This is a genomic window from Streptomyces sp. NBC_00572, from assembly GCF_026341815.1.
Lineage (GTDB): Bacteria > Actinomycetota > Actinomycetes > Streptomycetales > Streptomycetaceae > Streptomyces.
On sequence record NZ_JAPENX010000001.1, the window covers coordinates 17,357 to 33,490 of the forward strand.

At 74.1% G+C, this 16,134-nt stretch carries 11 protein-coding genes; 5 read left to right on the top strand and 6 right to left on the bottom strand.

Annotation, left to right across the window (positions count from 1 at the left end):
* Nucleotides 1–203 precede the first annotated feature (203 nt).
* Nucleotides 204–2,561 (top strand): TIM-barrel domain-containing protein, encoded by a 2,358-nt coding sequence (locus OG514_RS00065; protein ID WP_266889418.1) that lies wholly within the window; start codon nucleotides 204–206, stop codon nucleotides 2,559–2,561.
* Nucleotides 2,562–2,603: 42 nt separating this feature from the next.
* On the opposite strand, the gene OG514_RS00070 is transcribed toward OG514_RS00065, so the two are convergent.
* The gene (locus tag OG514_RS00070; protein WP_266889420.1) at nucleotides 2,604–3,227 is read right to left on the bottom strand and encodes an NUDIX domain-containing protein; all 624 of its coding nucleotides are present in this window, start codon (nucleotides 3,225–3,227) and stop codon (nucleotides 2,604–2,606) included.
* On the opposite strand from OG514_RS00070, the gene OG514_RS00075 reads away from it, so the two are divergent.
* From OG514_RS00075 to OG514_RS00085, 3 genes are all read left to right on the top strand, one after another.
* Nucleotides 3,226–4,047 carry a M15 family metallopeptidase gene (locus OG514_RS00075; RefSeq protein ID WP_266889422.1) on the top strand — a complete coding sequence of 274 codons (822 nt, stop codon included), beginning with the start codon at nucleotides 3,226–3,228 and terminating at the stop codon, nucleotides 4,045–4,047. The genes OG514_RS00070 and OG514_RS00075 overlap by 2 nt on opposite strands.
* Nucleotides 4,048–4,137: 90 nt before the next feature.
* Nucleotides 4,138–4,638, top strand: coding sequence for a Zn-ribbon domain-containing OB-fold protein (locus tag OG514_RS00080; RefSeq protein WP_266889424.1), 501 nt, complete (start codon nucleotides 4,138–4,140; stop codon nucleotides 4,636–4,638).
* A 26-nt stretch (nucleotides 4,639–4,664) separates the two neighbouring features.
* Nucleotides 4,665–5,822 carry a lipid-transfer protein gene (locus tag OG514_RS00085; RefSeq protein WP_266900703.1) on the top strand — a complete coding sequence of 386 codons (1,158 nt, stop codon included), beginning with the start codon at nucleotides 4,665–4,667 and terminating at the stop codon, nucleotides 5,820–5,822.
* Between the two features lie 90 nt (nucleotides 5,823–5,912).
* Here the strand turns inward: OG514_RS00085 and OG514_RS00090 are convergent, their stop codons facing one another.
* From OG514_RS00090 to OG514_RS00105, 4 genes are read right to left on the bottom strand one after another with little or no spacing between them, the layout of a single operon-like run.
* Nucleotides 5,913–6,518, bottom strand: a complete 606-nt coding sequence (locus OG514_RS00090; protein ID WP_266889426.1) for an ATP/GTP-binding protein — start codon at nucleotides 6,516–6,518, stop codon at nucleotides 5,913–5,915.
* Entirely contained in the window at nucleotides 6,499–6,978 is a 480-nt protein-coding gene (locus OG514_RS00095; protein ID WP_266889428.1) for a DUF742 domain-containing protein, read from the bottom strand. The genes OG514_RS00090 and OG514_RS00095 overlap by 20 nt, the downstream gene beginning before the upstream one ends.
* 10 nt (nucleotides 6,979–6,988) lie before the next feature.
* The gene (locus OG514_RS00100) at nucleotides 6,989–7,438 is read right to left on the bottom strand and encodes a roadblock/LC7 domain-containing protein (protein ID WP_266889430.1); all 450 of its coding nucleotides are present in this window, start codon (nucleotides 7,436–7,438) and stop codon (nucleotides 6,989–6,991) included.
* Entirely contained in the window at nucleotides 7,435–10,473 is a 3,039-nt protein-coding gene (locus OG514_RS00105; protein ID WP_266900704.1) for a nitrate- and nitrite sensing domain-containing protein, read from the bottom strand. Before OG514_RS00105 ends, OG514_RS00100 begins: the two co-directional genes overlap by 4 nt.
* A 549-nt stretch (nucleotides 10,474–11,022) precedes the next feature.
* Between OG514_RS00105 and OG514_RS00110 the strand changes: the two genes are divergently transcribed.
* A complete protein-coding gene (locus tag OG514_RS00110; protein WP_266889432.1) occupies nucleotides 11,023–11,277 on the top strand; it encodes a hypothetical protein in 255 nt (84 codons plus the stop codon).
* Between the two features lie 136 nt (nucleotides 11,278–11,413).
* Here OG514_RS00110 and OG514_RS00115 read toward each other — a convergent pair whose 3' ends face one another.
* Nucleotides 11,414–16,093, bottom strand: coding sequence for a hypothetical protein (locus tag OG514_RS00115; protein ID WP_266889434.1), 4,680 nt, complete (start codon nucleotides 16,091–16,093; stop codon nucleotides 11,414–11,416).
* Nucleotides 16,094–16,134: the final 41 nt, after the last annotated feature.

Here is a 16,134-nt window from a genome sequence, read left to right on the forward strand (position 1 = left end):
CTGGCTGTACGCGGGGTCGGCGTGTGTCCCGCGCACGTGCTGGGGTGTGCGCGCGACGCGGCTGACAGGACGATGCCATGTGATCGTCTTTCGCACCAGGGCTGCCCGCCCATGGTCGGGGAGTTGAATATGTGCTCCCACCACGGGTGAACGACAGTTGAACGGACCTTGTTCCGCCCCTGGTGGGTGGCAGGGTGAGCCGCATGGACGGTCGTGAACTGGTGCGTTCGATGAAGGTGTTCGGCTCGGTGCAGGGGTTGCGGACGGTACGGGCGGCGTGGCGGCAGCGCCGTACGGACGCGTGGGGGCTGCCGCCGAGGGGTGCCGAGCGGGCCCGGGTACCGGGGCTCGCGACGGGGGCGGAGGCCGCGCCCGGTGGGGGGACCGTCCGGTTCGCGCGGTCCTCGTTGCGGATCTGTGTGTCGTCGGGCGGCACCGTGTTCTGGGGGTGGGACGGGGCCGAGCCCCTTCCCTCGTACGCCCTGGCCGGCGAGGCGCCCGATCCGGATCCCCGGGCCGCCCTCGAACCGGACACGGACGGCGGCTGGCGGATCGTGTCGGAGCGGGTGACGGTGGCGATCTCCCGGCACGGGGCGGTGGAGATCCGTACCCCGGGCGGGGTGATGCTGCGCCGGGACCTGCCGCCGCGCTGGTGGGAGCCGGTCGCCGAGGAGGGGGCGGGCGGGGCGCGCTGGGTGCAGCGCAGTGAGGTGCCGGCGGACGCGCGGTTCTTCGGGCTCGGTGGGCGGTCTGCGGGGCCACGGCTGCGGGACGGCTCGTACCGGCTGTGGAACACCGATCCCAAGGGGAGCTTCGGCCCCGGGGACGATCCGCTCTACCTCACCATGCCCGTGCAGTTCGTCGTCTCGGACGCCGGGACCCACCTGGCCTTCCACGACAACTCCTGGGACGGCCGGGTCACCCTGGCCGAGGGCGAGGAGGGCGCGGGGTCCGGGCACGACCGGCCGGGGACCAGCGAGGTCCGCATGGGCGGCGGGCCGCTGCGCTGCTGGGTGGTGGTCGGCACCCCCGCGCGCGTGCTCCACGGCTGGGCGGCCCTCACGGGTGCTCCGGCGCTGCCGCCGGACTGGGCGCTCGGAGCGCAGCACGCGCGCTGGGGGTTCGGCAGCGAGCGCGAGGTGCGGCGCGTCGTGGCCGGATATCGGGAGCGGGGGCTGCCGCTGTCCGCCGTCCACCTCGACATCGACCACTACGACGGCCACCGGGTGTTCACCGTCGACCGGGAGCGGTTCCCCGATCTGCCGGGGCTCGCGAAGGAGCTGCGGGAGCAGGGCGTGCGGCTCGTGTCGATCGTGGACCCGGCGGTGAAGGCCGAGCCGGGGAACGCGGTGTACGACAGCGGGCGGGCGGCCGGGGCCTTCGTCCGGGACGCGCGGGGCAACGAGGTCCACGGGGAGGTGTGGCCGGGCGAGTGCGCCTACCCGGACTTCACCGATCCGGCGGTACGGGAGTGGTGGGGCGAGCTGTACGAGGAGCGGCTCCGGCAGGGCTTCGCCGGGGTCTGGCACGACATGAACGAGCCGGTGTCCTTCGCCCCCTTCGGTGACACGACGCTGCCGCGTTCGTCGCGGCACGCCCTGGACGGCCGGGGCGGCGACCATCGCGAGGCGCACAACGTGTACGGGCTCACGATGGCCCGCGCCGGGTACGAGGGGCTGCGGCGGCTGCGGCCCGACGAGCGGCCCTTCCTCTTCTCGCGTTCCGGTTGGGCCGGCATGCAGCGGTACGGGGGCACCTGGTCGGGCGACGTGTCGACGGGGTGGCCGGGGCTGCGGGCCTCGCTCTCGCTGGTCCTGGGGCTCGGCCTGTGCGGGGTGCCGTACTCGGGCCCCGACGTCGGCGGTTTCGACGGCAGCCCGACGCCGGAGCTGTTCCTGCGCTGGTACCAGCTGGGGGCATGGCTGCCGCTGTTCCGCACGCACGCGGCGATCGGCGCGGGGCGGCGCGAACCGTGGGAGTTCGGCCCCGAGGTCCTGGAGCACGCGCGCGTGGCCCTGGCCGAACGGGAGCGGCTGCGGCCGTACTTCACGACGCTGGCCCGGCTCGCCCGGATGACGGGCGCGCCGTATGTGCGCCCGCTGTGGTGGGGGGCGCCCGAGGACCGGGTGCTGCGCGACTGCGAGGACGCGTTCCTGCTCGGCGACGCGCTGGTGGTGGCGCCGGTCCTGACCCGGGGCGCCGACCGGAGGGCGGTGCGGCTGCCGCGCGGACGGTGGTACGACACGGCGACGGGGCAGGCGTACGAGGGTCCCGGGCAGGTGTTGCTCGACGCCCCGCTCTCCCGGGTGCCGGTCCTGGCGCGGGCGGGGGCGGTGCTCCCGGTGCGGGGCGAGGACGGCGGTCTGGCCCTGGAGGTGTGGGCGCCCGCCGCCGGGCGGACGGGCGGCGGGCTCGTCGTACGGGACACGGGGGACGGCTGGGAGTCGGCCGAGATCGAGCGGTACCAGTCACGGCTCGTGGACGGGCGGGTGCTCGTGGAGCGGGTGACGGACGACGGGGTGGAGGAGGCCGGGCTGCCGGTGCGGGTACGGGGGGTGTGACCTCGTGCCGAGGGGGCGGGGCTCGTCCGGCCCTTCGCCCCCTCAGCCGTACGCCCCCGCGAACCACTTCCGTACCGCCTCCGTGTGGAGCGGGAAGGCCAGCTCCGCGGGCGCGTGGAGCACGTGGTGGCCGCTCGTCTCGTTCGTCGGGACCGAGGGCGGGAGAGCGGCGGCCGGGCGGGCCGGGAGGAGGCCGAAGAGGAGGAGGTGGCCGGCCGGGGAGCTCAACGCGTCGGCGAGGCCCACCTCCTCGGCGGAGGCCACGATCCCGGTCTCCTCGCGCAGCTCGCGGGCAACGGCTGCCCGCCAGTCCTCGCCGTGGTCGATGAAGCCTCCGGGCAGGGCGACCCCGCCCCGCGCGGGCTCGATGGTGCGGGTGATGACGACGAGGCCGGTGCCCGCTCCGTCCGTGACGGGGAGCAGGGCGACGGCGACGGGCAGCGGGTTGCGGTAGGCGGTGTGGCCGCAGGCCGCGCAGGTGCGGGGCCAGCCGGCGTCGGCCGAGTGGGCGGCGCCGCAGGCGGTGCAGTGGGAGGCGCTGGTGCGCGCGGCGGTGTGGGAGGTGCCGTGCGCGGTCGCGTGGGAGGTGCCGTGGGTGTCCTTCACGGGCCGACCGTATGCGATCACCCTTTCCCGGCGCTGCCGGAACTGATAGACGGTGCGCATGACAGGACTTGCTTCCGCTCTCCGTACTCTCGCCGTCACGGCCGCGGCCGGACTGCTCGCCGTCACGGGCGCCGTCGCCGCCCCCGCTCCCCCGGCGTCCGCCGCGCCGGAGCCGAAGGCGCCACGGGAGTTCGTGGCCCTCGCTTCCGTGGACCGGACGATCCTTCAGGAGATGCGCTACACGACGGCGCACAACTTCGTGGGCGAGCCGGTGGACGGCTACCGGCAGCCGCTGTGCATCCTGACCCGGCCGGCGGCCGAGGCACTGCACCGGGCGCAGGTCGGGCTGCTGGCTCGGGGTTACACGTTGAAGGTGTACGACTGCTACCGGCCGCAGCGGGCCGTCGACCACTTCGTGCGCTGGGCGAAGGACCTGGCGGACGAGCGGATGAAGGAGGAGTTCTATCCGCTCGTCGACAAGTCGAGGCTGTTCGCCGACGGTTACATCGCGGAGAAGTCCGGGCACAGCCGGGGGTCGACCGTGGACCTGACGATCGTGCGACTGCCGGCGGTACGCACGCGCGCGTACGTGCCGGGCGAGAGGCTGACGGAGTGCTACGGCCCTCGGGCGGAGCGGTTCCCCGACAACTCCGTGGACATGGGGACCGGGTACGACTGCTTCGACACGCTCTCGCACACCGACGATCCCCGGGTCCAGGGCGCGCAGCGGGCCAATCGGCAGTTGCTCAAGGGGGCGCTCGTCGAGCAGGGCTTCGTGAACCTGCCGGAGGAGTGGTGGCACTTCACCTTCAAGCCGGAGCCGTTCCCGAGCACGTTCTTCGACTTCCCGGTGGCGCGGAGGTCGGTGGCCGGTCACTGACGTCTTTCGCCTGCGGGGCTCCCGTGCCACACTTCTGACGGTTCGTCAGATCAGTGGTGATCGTCGTGATCGGTGGTACGGGAGGCCTTGATGGCACGGACGCGCAGACCTGTGGTGGCCGGGTGGTTCACCGACGACACCGTGCCGGAGGCGGAGTTCCGGCTGCTCGGCACCCGCTGCACCGCCTGCGCGTCGGTCTTCTTCCCGCGCGCGGACGACGGGTGCCGCAACCCGGCCTGTCCCGGCGGCGGGGAGCTCGCCGAGTTCCCGCTCTCCCCGCGCGGCCATGTCTGGTCGTACACCGACGGGCGCTACCGTCCGCCCGCCCCGTACGTCTCCGATCCGGACGCGCCCTGGGAGCCGTACACCCTCGTCGCCGTCGAGCTGGCGGCCGAGGCGATGGTGGTCCTCGGGCAGGCCGCTCCGGGGGTGACCACGGCCGATCTGGCGATCGGGACGGAGGTCGAGGTGGTGCCCGGGGTCCTCAACCAGGACGAGGAGCACATCTGGACCACCTGGAACTGGCGGCCCATCGGGTCCGGGACAGAGCAGGAACAGCCCGTCGAGCCTGCACGGGAGGAGCGGTCGTGAACGACATCGCCGTACTCGGGGCCGGGATGCACCCGTGGGGCAAGTGGGGGCGGAGTTTCATCAGTTACGGGACGGCCGCCGCCCGGGCCGCGCTCGCCGACGCGGGCCTGGAGTGGACGGACGTCGGCTCCGTCGTCGGCGCCGACACCATGCGGTGCGGATACCCGGGGTACGTGGCGGGGGCGACGTTCGCGCAGGCCCTCGGGTGGCAGGGCGCGCGGGTCACCAGCGTGTACGCGGCCTGTGCCTCGGGCGCCCAGGCGATCGGGACCGCTCGGGCCCAGATCCTCGCCGGACTCGCGGACGTGGTCCTGGTCGTGGGCGCGGACTCGACCCCCAAGGGGTTCTTCGCGCCGGCCGGCGGCGAGCGGCCCGACGATCCGGACTGGCTGCGGTTCCGGGTGCTCGGGGCCACCAACCCCGCGTACTTCGCGCTCTACGCCCGCCGCAGGATGGCCCTGTACGGGGACACGCCCGAGGACTTCGCCCAGGTGAAGGTGAAGAACGCGACGGCCGGTGCGCTCAATCCGCTCGCCCGCTACCGCGCGCGCGTGAGCGCCGAGCAGGTCGCGGCCTCGGCCGTCGTCGCCGATCCGCTGCGTCTCCTCGACATCTGCGCGACCTCGGACGGGGGCGCCGCGCTGGTGCTGTCCAGCATGGAGTTCGCACGCCGCCACGGACACCCCGACCCGGTGCGGGTCCGGGCCGTGTCGACGGTCTCCCCCACGTACCCCAAGGCGGTGCTCGACCTCCCGGACATCGCGACCGACTCGGCGGTGGCCGTCGCCCCGGCCCCGCACTCCTTCCGCGCCTCCATCGCGCGCGCCGCCTACGAGGAGGCGGGGATCGGGCCCGAGGACCTCTCCCTCGCGGAGGTGTACGACCTCTCCACCGCCCTGGAGCTGGAGTGGTACGAGGACATCGGGCTGTGCGCGGCCGGCGAGGGCGCCAAGCTTCTGCGCGAGGGGGTGACCGCGCTCGGCGGACGTCTGCCCGTCAACACCAGCGGCGGACTGGCCTCCTTCGGGGAGGCGGTGCCCGCCCAGGCGATCGCCCAGGTCTGCGAGCTGACCTGGCAGCTGCGGGGTACGGCCGGCGACCGGCAGGTGCCGGGGGCGCGGGCCGGCATCACCGCGAACCAGGGCCTGTTCGGGCACGGGTCGGCGGTGGTGGCGGTGCGCTGAGGACCGTACGGGCTGCCGCCCGTACGGTTGCCCACGACGAGGGGGCCGGTCCCGCCCTCACGGCCCGCCGCCGTCCCGGGCCCGCTCCTGTCAGGTCGTCGCGGCCGCGTGGCTCCGGTCCGCGAGCACGAGAGCGTGCTCGACGACGGCGACGAGGACGTTCTTCACGGACTCGCGGTCCCGGGCGTCGCACATCAGGAGCTCGACCTCCGGGTCCAGGTCGAGCGCCCCGCGCACGCTCTCGGCGGGGAACCGCCGGGCGCCCTCGAAGCAGTTGACGGCCACCGTGAACGGGATGCCACGCCGCTCGAAGTAGTCGATGGCCGCGAAGCTGTCCTCAAGGCGGCGGGTGTCCGCCAGGACGACCGCGCCGAGCGCGCCCTGCGCCAGCTCGTCCCAGAGGAACCAGAATCGGTCCTGTCCGGGTGTGCCGAACAGGTACAGGACGAGGTCCTCGCGCAGGGTGATCCGGCCGAAGTCCATGGCGACCGTGGTGGTCGTCTTGGCCTCGACGCCGTGCAGGTCGTCGACGGGCCGCCCCGCCTCGCTGAGGATCTCCTCGGTCCGCAGGGGCCGGATCTCGCTGACCGCGCTCACCAGCGTCGTCTTGCCGACCCCGAACCCGCCCGCGACGAGGATCTTGAGGGTCACCGGCTCGACGTACGGCTTCTTGCGGCTAGAGCGCCCGAAGGCCATTGATCACCTCGCGGAGAATGCTCACGTCCGGCAGCTCGGCCGGCGGAACGGGGCGGGTCACATGGACGAGTTCGTCCTCGACGAGGTCGCCGACAAGCACCCGGACCACCCCGACGGGGAGGTCGAGTCCTGCGGCGAGCTCGGCGATCGACTGGGGCTGCTCGGAGCAGCGTTCGACGATCTCCACGTGCTCGGGGGAGAGCGTCTGGTCCCGGCCGGGGTCGTCGGCGGCGGGCTCGGGCACGACCACCGCGATCAGGTCGAGCCGGTGACGGGTGGCGGCGCTCGTCCGGCCGCGGGTCATCGCGTACGGACGGACCACCGGGCCGGCCTCGTCGTCGAACCAGTGGTGGTGGCCCGGGGTCGGGCCCTGGTCCGACGGGTTCGGCACGTCCGGTCGGCCGAACCTGCTCGGCGGGCTCGACTGGTTCAGCTGGTTCCGCTCGGTTGCGTCACTCATGCCGTCCCACTCACCCTCCCGCGGGCAGACCGGTCCGGGGGGCCGTCGCGAGGTGGGCCCCGACCCGCTTCACCATCAGCGTCATCTCGTACGCGACCTGGCCGACGTCGGAGTCCGCGTCGGCGAGCACCGCCAGGCAGCTGCCGTCACCGGCGGCGGTGACGAAGAGGAAGGCGTCCTCCAGCTCGACGACCGTCTGGCGGACCTTGCCCGCCTCGAAGTGGCGGCCGACGCCCTTGGCGAGGCTGTGGAAGCCGGAGGCAACGGCGGCCAGGTGCTCGCCGTCCTCCCGGGTCAGGTCCTGGGACGCACCGGTCGGGAGGCCGTCGCTGGAGAGCACCAGGGCCTTCCGGATGGACGCGACGCGCTGCACGAGCTCGTCGAGGAGCCAGTTCAGCTCGCCGTTTCCGTGCCCGTGACCGGAAGTGGTGCTGGATGCTGCGGCGTTCGGTGCGGTCATCGACCGTCCCCCTCGGGTGTCGTTCCAGGTGCTGTCGGGTCGTCCGGGTCGGCGTTGTGCCGCCGCCCGCGCTGCCAGCCGCGCTGCATGGCGGCCATGCGCGCGCGTACCTCCTCGGCGTCGCGCTCGAAGGACTCGGGGTCCGCGGGCGTGGTGCCGCCGCTCGTACGGGCTTCGGCACGCCCGCCCGTACCGCGCTCGGCCGGGCCGTCGGTCACGCGCAGCTGCGGCGCGAGGCTGGCCTGGCGGACGCGGCGGGGCAGCCCGCCGAACGGCTCGGCGCTCTCCGGCGGCACGGGACCCTCCGGCGGGACGGGGACGAGGGTGGGGCCGGTTCCGCGCGGGGGGATGGGCAGGCCGTGCTGGATGCCGGTTCCGCGCGGGGGCACCGGCAGATCGTCCTGTCGACCGGCTCCACGCGGAGGCACCGGCAGATCGTCCTGCCCGGCTCCGTAGGCGTGGTGGCCCGGGATGCCCAGGCCGTCGGTCGGCCGCCCGGGACCGCCGGTCGCCGGGCCGGGGCCGTCGGTCATCCGGCCGGGGGCGGGGTGCGCCCGGCCGGTGAGCGGCTGGTCGAGGTCGGGGAGGGCGTGGGCCCGGTCCGGACCCGAGTCGGCGCGGTCCGGGAGCGGGTGCGGGCGGTCCGCGAAGTGGCGCCCGCGGCCCGGCACGTCGGTGCCGCGACCGCGGTCCGGCTCGTCGAGGCGGCGGCCGTGGTCGACGACGAGCGTCGGGGTGCGGCGGCGCGGCAACGGTACGGGGCCGAGGACTGCCCCGTCGACGGGCTTCTCCTCCTCGCCCGGGCCGTTCGGCCGGTCCGCGGCCTGCTGGTGCTGGTCTCCGGCCGACGCGAGTCCGGCGCGGCGCCGTCCCCGGGGCAGGAAGAGGCCGCCGCGCTCGCTCTCGGTGTCGAGGAGGTCGGCCGAGCGGTCGAGGAGCCCGTCGAACTCCTCGCTTCCGATCGGCCCTTCGAGTTCCACGGGACCGTCGAGCGTGCCGGGTCCTTCGGTCACGTCGGGGACTCTGGCGAGCGCCGGGCGGCGGCTGGGCAGGACTCCGTCGTCGGCCGTCGCGCCGTCGGCCGGGCCGGTGCGCTCCAGGGTCTTGCGGTCCAGACGGAAGCCGGCGCCCTGGGTCTCGGGCGCGTCGGTGAGCAGCGCGGCCGGGATGAAGACGACCGCCGTGGTGCCCCCGTACGGGGAGGTCTGCAGCGAGACGCGGACGTTCTGGCGCTGGGCGAGCCGGCTGACCACGAAGAGTCCGAGCCGGTCGGTGTCCGAGAGCTCGAACTCGGGGGTCTCGGCGAGCCGGAGGTTGGCGTCGAGCAGGGCGTCGGGGTTCATGCCGAGGCCGCGGTCGTGGATCTCCAGGGTGAAGCCGTTGGCGACCCGCTCGCCGAGTACCTGGACGGCGGTGTGCGGGGGTGAGAACACCGTGGCGTTCTCAAGGAGTTCGGCGATGAGGTGGGTGAGGTCCGCGACGGCGGGGCCGCCCACGCCGAGGCGCGGAAGCCTGCGTACCTCGATGCGCTCGTAGTCCTCGACCTCGGCGACGGCGGCACGGACCACGTCCATGAGCTGGACGGGCTTGCGCCACTGCCGGGACGGCGCGGCGCCGGAGAGGATGACGAGGCCCTCGGCGTGCCGCCGCATACGGGTGGTGAGGTGGTCGAGCCGGAAGAGGTCGGCCAGCTCGTCGGTGTCCTCGGTGCGCCGTTCCATGGTGTCGAGGAGGGTGAGCTGGCGGTGGAGCAGGACCTGGTTGCGGCGGGCGAGGTTGACGAACACCTCGGAGACGCCGCGGCGCAGTTCGGACTGCTTGACGGCGGCCTCGACGGCGGCCCGCTGGAGGGTGTTGAGGGCCTGGCCGACCTGGCCGACCTCGTCCTGCCCGTACGCGAGGTGAGGCACTTCGGTGCCCACGTCGACCTGTTCGCCCGCGGCGAGCCTCCGCATCACGCTGGGCAGCCGGACGCCGGAGACCTCCTGGGACTCCTTCTGGAGGCGGCGCAGGTCGCGGACGAGTTCGCGGCCGATGCGGACGGAGATGATGATCGAGGCGAGCAGGGCGAGGAAGCCGAGGACTCCGGCGACGCCGACCTTGAGGAGGACGCTGTACGCGGCGGGCTGGACCCGGTCCTGGTAGCGGTCGCCGGCCGCGGTGTTCTCGCGGGCCAGGTCGTCGAGGACCGGGCTGGCGTTCTCCTGCCAGTAGACGGGCGTGACGGCGCGCGGGCTGTCGGTGGGGCCCTCTTCGATGATCGCGTTCTCGGCGGTGCGCAGCGGCTGGCTGTCGGGGCTTCGCCAGTACTTCTCGAACTTCTCGCGTTCGGCGGCAGGCAGGAGTTCGAGGTTGACCTCGTAGAACTGCTTCCGGTTGGCCACGAGGTTGGATATCTCGCGGATCTCCTCGGTGGTGACGCGGTCCGCGACGAGCGCGGAGAGGACGAGGGCGTCCTCGCGGGAGAGCAGCTCACGCGCGCGGGTGACGCCGACGAGGGCGCGGCCCTGCTTGTCCATCTCCACGTTCTCGAGGGCGTGGAGGGTGATGAGGAAGCTGTAGCAGGGGTCGACGAGCCGGTTGTAGAAGTCGAGGGCCTGCATCCGGCCGATGTCGCGTTTCTCCACGGAGCGGCGCAGCGAGGCGAGGCCGTCGAGCGCTTCGAGGAGGGAGGTGAGCCGCTGGGCGGTGACGGGCCGCATCTCCTCGCGTACGCCGGGGTCGGCGGCGTTCGCGCGGATGCGGGCGATCTGGCGGTCGGTGGCCCGGCGGGTCTCGTTCAGCGAGCCCAGGGTGTCGGAGCCCCGGGGGTCCGCGAGGTAGATGAGCGACTGGCGGCGTTCGAGCTGGATGACCCTTGCGGTGTCCTCCAAGGGGTAGCCGACCTTGTCGACGATGTAGCCGACGTCGAGGAGTTGGTCCGCCTCGCGTCCGGTGAGGACCGTGGCGAAGCCCCACAGGCCGGTCAGGGAGACGAGCGGTACGAGCAGCAACGCCACGATCTTCCGGCGGATGGACTTCCCGCGAAAGCGCATGGCCTCCCCCAGCTCGGCCTCCGCGGCCACGGAGGTCCTTCACGTTCGTGACGTCCGGCGTCAACACGCGGCGTCAACCTTGAGTTTCAACAAACGGCGGCGTGAGCCTACTACTGCATCGCGGCCATCTCGAAGGCATGTCCGGGCTATTTTCAGCCTGTCGAGTGAGTGTTGATCATGAGATGTCCCAGTATTCGGGGAGTTGGGATTGGTCAATGTGGCGTAGGACACCTGATGACGCGCCATTTCTCCGGCCTGCGGAGATGGCTGGAATTGTTCGTTCCGGTCCTGCGTCGATCACGTTCATCCCGGGACGGGCGAAACCTTTTCCCTCCCTCGTGCGTCAATAAGTACGGGGAGGGTTCTGTCCGCGTATAGGCGCTCAAGACGGGCAGCCACTCCTGAAGTCGTTCGGTGGTGGGGAGTGACAGGACAATGGAACACGAGGCGCGGTCGGCCCGGCAGTTGTGGGTGGATGACGAGCGGGCCCGACGGCGGATGCCCGATCCGGTGCGCAATTCCGCCGTGCGGGCCGTGATGATCACATCGGTGACGCTCATCCAGGGAGTCGTGGCGTTCTTCAGTTCCCTGACGGGCTCGTGGCTGGCGTTCCCGGTGACCGTCAGCGCGGTGGTCTCCACCGTCGTGGCCACCTGGAGTGTCCTCGACATCTGGATCACCCGTCAGGTGTGGCGCCAGCGCAACGGTGTGGTGTCACAGCCGAGCAGCACGGCGCGTCCGCCGATACGGGCCGGCCGCGAAGAGGGGCCGGCGGAGACGGCCTCGCTGTCCGAGGCGGCCTGAGGCAGCTGGGGCCTGTCCGACCCTGATCCGCCGGACAGGCTCCCGGGCCTGTCCGGCGATTCGCGTCGGACAGGCCCAGGAGAACCAATGAGCGGCCCGGCCCCCTGTCGAGGGGGCCGGGCCGCTCACCGTTGCGCTAGAGAGACGCCGCCCGGGTCGGGTCGTCGGACGCATGGCGGCGGAACATCCTCGTCGCCGTGATCTCGCCGTGGATCGCCTCACCCTCCCCGCCGGTCTGCGGCAGACCCGGGCGCAGGTGCTCCTCCACGCTGATGTACTTGAGGCCGGCCCGCAGGTCGGCGTCGTTGCGGAGCCGGATCACCAGCGGGAACTCGGCGAGCGCGGTCGTGTCGAACAGGCCCGTCGTGTACAGGAGCTGGACGCCCAGCGCGTCCGACACGGCCCGCTGGAGCTCCAGGAGGTACGTGGCGTTGGCGCGGCCGATCGGGTTGTCCAGGAACAAGGTGCCCGCGTGGCGGTGCTTGTCGCGGCCCCGGTCGTTGGAGCGGAGCGCCGCCATCGTGCAGTACAGGGCGATGGCCGCGGTGAGCAGCTGGCCGCCGGAGAAGACGTCGCCCATCTGCCCGACGGGCACCCGCTCGGCGCGGAGCACCGCGTCCGGCTTGAGGATCTCGACGGAGACGCCCTTGGGTTCGAGCGCCGCCTGGACTCCCCGGAGCAGCAGGGACATGCCGTCGCGGCGCATGTCGGAGTTCTTCTTGACCGCGGCGCGGGTCGCCTCGTCGACGACCTCGCCGAGCCGCTCCGCGAGGGTGGCCTGATCGGGCTCCTCGAAGCGGATCCGCAGGAACTCCTGCCCCGACCACTCGCCGAGGCCCTCGGGGAGCCGGGAGAGCCGCTGCGCGGAGCGGAGGGTGGCCAGCGAGGACTCCACGAGGCCGCGCAGCCGGTCCACGATCGAGTCGCGGTTGCGCTCCAGCTGCTCCAGTTCGTCGGTGAGGACCCGCAGCCGGGGCGCGAAGGCCTCGGCCCACTTGGCGGCGTGCTCGGGCAGCGCGGACGCGGGCAGTTCGCGGATCTGCTGGCGTGCCGGGGTGCGGACCTGCTCGTATCGGGTGGAGTTGGCGTGCCGAACGAGGATGTCGCTCGCCTCGCGCACGGAGGCGTCGGCCGAGGACAGCTCGGCCGTGCAGCCGCGCAGCGCGCGACGTGCCTCGGTGGCCGTCGTACGGGCCTCCTCCAGGCTGCCGGGGTACGACTCGGACTCCTCCCGCTCCTCGTCCGTGTGGTCGCGGAGCAGGTCCCGCAGCAGGGCCGCGGTCTCGTCGAAGCCGCCCGCCGCGTCCTCGGCGGTCCGGTGGTCGCGGAGGAGTCCGGTGTGGGCGGCGCGCGCCGCCTCCAGGGCGGCGCTGCGGGAGGCCAGTTCGGCGGTGGCGGTGCGGAGCAGGGCCTGGGCCCGCTCGGCGTCGGCGGGCACGACCTCCTCGGGCAGCTCGGTGTGCGCCTCGCCGTCCTCGGGGGCGAGCCGCTCGGCCTCGCCGCGCAGGCGGCCGAGCTTCTCGCTGGCCTCCGACGCCCGGGTCTCCAACATCTGCACGAGGGACTCGGCGCGGGCCGCCGCCGCCTGCCGGGACGGGCCGTCGGCGCCGTCGGTGGACTCCAGGAGCTGCTCGGCGCGGGTGCGGACCTTGTTGGTGAGACGGTCCAGCTCGGCGAGGGCGGCGGACTCGTCGCTCTCGGCGCGGGCCTGCTCGGCACGCAGGTCGGCGCCGACGCCGACCTTCTCGTACAGCTGGGAAGCGGCCCGGTACGCCTCGCGCAGGGTGGGGAGCGCGGCGCGTGGCGCGGTCTCGTCCACCTCGGGGAGGCTGTCGGGGGCGCCGGCGATCTCGGCGCGCTCGGCCCGCAGGGCGCGGGCGGTGCGGTGGGCGTCGTCGGCGGAGCGCTGGGCCGCGCGACGGTCCTCGTCGGCGGCACGGGCGCGTTCCAGACAGGTCTGGGCGCGGGCCTCGGCCTCGGCGGCGTCGTCGGCGAGTTCGCGGAGCTTGGCCTGCCAGGCGGACCGCTCGCGCAGCCGGAACGCGAGGCCCGCGAGGGCGTCGGCGACCCGGCGGGCGCGCTGGGCGGCCTCCTGGCGCTCGTCGCGTACCTGGGCGGCTTCGGCGGCGGCCTCGTCGGCCTCCACGCGCGCGGTGCGGGCCTCGTCGAGGGTCGCGGTGGCGGCTTCCGCGGTCTCGCGGGCGGTCGTGGCGACGGCCGCCAGCTCGGCGAGCATCCCGGGCGGGCAGTCTGCGCGCCAGGAGCCGATCCGGGCCGCGAGGGAGCGGTCGCCGGCGAGGCGGGCGGCGAGGGTGCGGATGTCCTCGTCGCGGGCGGCGGCGCGGGCGCGCAGGGCGTGGCGCTCCTCGTCGGCCGCGTGCTCGTCGTGCATGGCCGGGTTCGGCGGGACGAGGAAGACGCTGTGGACGCTGCTGTCGTCCGCCGTGTCCTGCGCGGGTACGGGGGCGAGCAGGGCGGCGGCCGTACCGACGGCCACGGCGGAGCGGGGCAGCAGGGCGGCGGTGCCGAGGACCTCGCGGGCGCGTCCGTACGAGACGGGGTCGGTGATCACGACGCCGTCGACCAGCTCGGGGCGGGCGGCGAGTACGCGCGCGTGGTCGGCGGGGTCGACGGCCTGGGCGAGGTAGCGCCAGCCGGGGAGGGCGGGGATGCCGTGCTCGCCGAGGTACTCGACGGTGGCGAGGACGTCGGGTCCCGGCGGCAGCAGGCCGCCGTCGCCGAGGGCGCCGAGGATGCGGGAGTCGTCGGCCGCGGCGGTGCGCAGTTCGAAGAGCTGGCGCTCGGCGGAGGTGACGGCCTGGTCGAGCATGCCGCGCAGTTCGTCGGCGTACCGGTCGAACTCGGTGACGGTGAGCGGGCCATGGGGCGCGCTGTCGGTGTCCGTCCCGGGGGCTTCCCCGGGGTCGGCGTCGGGGTGGGCGGCGCGCTGGCCGGGCAGCGGAGAGCCGGTGGCCGGGAGGCTCAGGAGTTCGGCGAGGCGCTCCTCGCCGGCGAGGAACTCGGCGGCCCGGCGCTCGGCGTCGTAGGCGTTCCCGGCGGCCTCGGCCGCGTCCGCGGCGCGGGCGGCGGCGAGTTCGGCACGGGATTCGGCCCCGGCCGCCTCACGCGCGCGGTCCGCCGCCGTACGGGCGGCCTCGCGGGCGGTGTCCCAGGCGGCGACCGTCGTCTTCTCGGCGTCGCTCGCGGCGAGCGCGGCACGGGCGGGGTCGGCGTCGGGCGCGGTGTCGTCGAGCCAGCCGGCGCGTACTGCTTCGGCGGTCTCCTGCTCGACCTCGGCGAGGCGCTGGCGCAGGTGACCGGCCTCGCTGCGGGCCCGCTGGGCTTCCGTCGCGGCGGCCGTGGCGTCGCGGTGGGCGGTCTCGCCCATGTCCTGGAGGCCGGTGGAGCGTTCCTCCTCCTCGGCCGCGTGGCGCTCGCCCTCCTCGGCGGCGGCGGAGAGGGCGCGTACGAGGTCGGCGGCGGCCTCGGCGCGGGCCGCGAGGGCCGGGGCGGCGTCCCGCTCGGCCTCGCGGATGGCGGCGGCCACGCGCGCGGAGCGGTCGCCGGCGGCGCGTTGGCGCAGGACGACCTCGGCCGCCTGCCAGGCGGAGTGCACGGTGCGGGCGTCGGTGAGCTCGCGGCGCTGGGACGCGGCGCCCTTCTCGGCGGCGGTCAGGGCCAGGGAGGCGTGCCGGTAGGCGAGTTCGGCGGCGATGAGGGCGGCGCGCCCGCGTGCCGTCTCGGCCTCGGCTACGGCGTGTCCCGCGGAGGTGACCTGCTGGGCGAGTTCGGCGCCACGCGCGCGCTCCACGGCGGCGCGGGCGGAGAGCCGCCGGGCCAGGGTGCGGGTGCGGCGCTCGGCCGCCGTGTGGATCTCGCGCGCGTGGGACCGGGTCCCGGCGGCCTCCACGATCCGGTTGAGCAGGTCCACCGATCCGGCGGTGAACTCGCGCTCGGCGGTCAGTTCGGCGCGGCGGCCGAGCTTGTTGCCGAAGCCGCCGACGAGGTCGGCGAGGCCGTCGGTGTCCCGGGTGTCGGTGACGGCCCGCAGCAGCAGGTCGGTGAAGTCGGAGTCCTTCTTGACAGCGAAGAGACCGGCCGCCTCACCCTCGTCGGCGTTCATCTCGCGCTGGTAGCGGAAGAGTTCGGGGTCGAGGCCGAGCTCCCCGAGGTGCTCGTTCCAGCGGTCGTGGATCTCCTCCCAGTAGACCTCCAGGTGCGGGTACGCCTTGCCCGCCTCCGTGATCGCGTCACGGAAGCCCTTCATGGTGCGGCGGCGGCCGGTCGCGCCGGAGGCGCCCTCGACGGGCGGGCGGACGGAGGTCGCCTCGGCGACGGGGAGGTTGTCCAGGCTGAGTCCGGGGCCGGGACGGAACGAGTACCAGGCCTCGGCGAACTTCCGCGGGTCGGAGGAGACCTGCCGGCCCCGCCACTCGCTGGCCTTGCCGACGACGACGAGTTCGCCGGTGAGGGTGTGCTGCCACTCCAGGGCGACGTGTCCGCAGTCGTCGGCGAGGAGGAACTTGCGCAGCACGCCGGAGCTGGCGCCGCCCAGGGTGTTGCGGTGGCCGGGGAGCATGACCGAGAAGATCAGCTTGAGGAGGACGGACTTGCCGCCGCCGTTCTCCAGGAAGAGCACGCCCGCGGGGGCGGGACGGCGCGGCGGGCCGACCGGCTCCTCCTCGAAGAACTCGGCCTGGGTGGGGGCGGGGTGGGGCACGGGCGCGCCGACCCCGCGCAGGTCCAGGACGGTGTCGGCATAGCGCGCACCGGCGGGACCGATGGAGTACAGGCGGACCCGGGACAGCTCGTACATGGCGAGGGACTCTCGTGCTCTCGTGCTCGGGAAGATCGGTT

Excerpts from the sequence above, each read along its gene's own strand:
- OG514_RS00070 (WP_266889420.1), bottom strand. The coding sequence starts at position 3,227 with ATGCGCACCGTCTATCAGTTCCGGCAGCGCCGGGAAAGGGTGATCGCA.
- OG514_RS00100 (WP_266889430.1), bottom strand. The coding sequence starts at position 7,438 with ATGACCGCACCGAACGCCGCAGCATCCAGCACCACTTCCGGTCACGGG.
- OG514_RS00090 (WP_266889426.1), bottom strand. The coding sequence starts at position 6,518 with ATGGCCTTCGGGCGCTCTAGCCGCAAGAAGCCGTACGTCGAGCCGGTG.
- OG514_RS00105 (WP_266900704.1), bottom strand. The coding sequence starts at position 10,473 with ATGCGCTTTCGCGGGAAGTCCATCCGCCGGAAGATCGTGGCGTTGCTG.
- OG514_RS00095 (WP_266889428.1), bottom strand. The coding sequence starts at position 6,978 with ATGAGTGACGCAACCGAGCGGAACCAGCTGAACCAGTCGAGCCCGCCG.
- OG514_RS00080 (WP_266889424.1), top strand. The coding sequence starts at position 4,138 with ATGGCACGGACGCGCAGACCTGTGGTGGCCGGGTGGTTCACCGACGAC.
- OG514_RS00065 (WP_266889418.1), top strand. The coding sequence starts at position 204 with ATGGACGGTCGTGAACTGGTGCGTTCGATGAAGGTGTTCGGCTCGGTG.
- OG514_RS00085 (WP_266900703.1), top strand. The coding sequence starts at position 4,665 with ATGCACCCGTGGGGCAAGTGGGGGCGGAGTTTCATCAGTTACGGGACG.
- OG514_RS00075 (WP_266889422.1), top strand. The coding sequence starts at position 3,226 with ATGACAGGACTTGCTTCCGCTCTCCGTACTCTCGCCGTCACGGCCGCG.
- OG514_RS00115 (WP_266889434.1), bottom strand. The coding sequence starts at position 16,093 with ATGTACGAGCTGTCCCGGGTCCGCCTGTACTCCATCGGTCCCGCCGGT.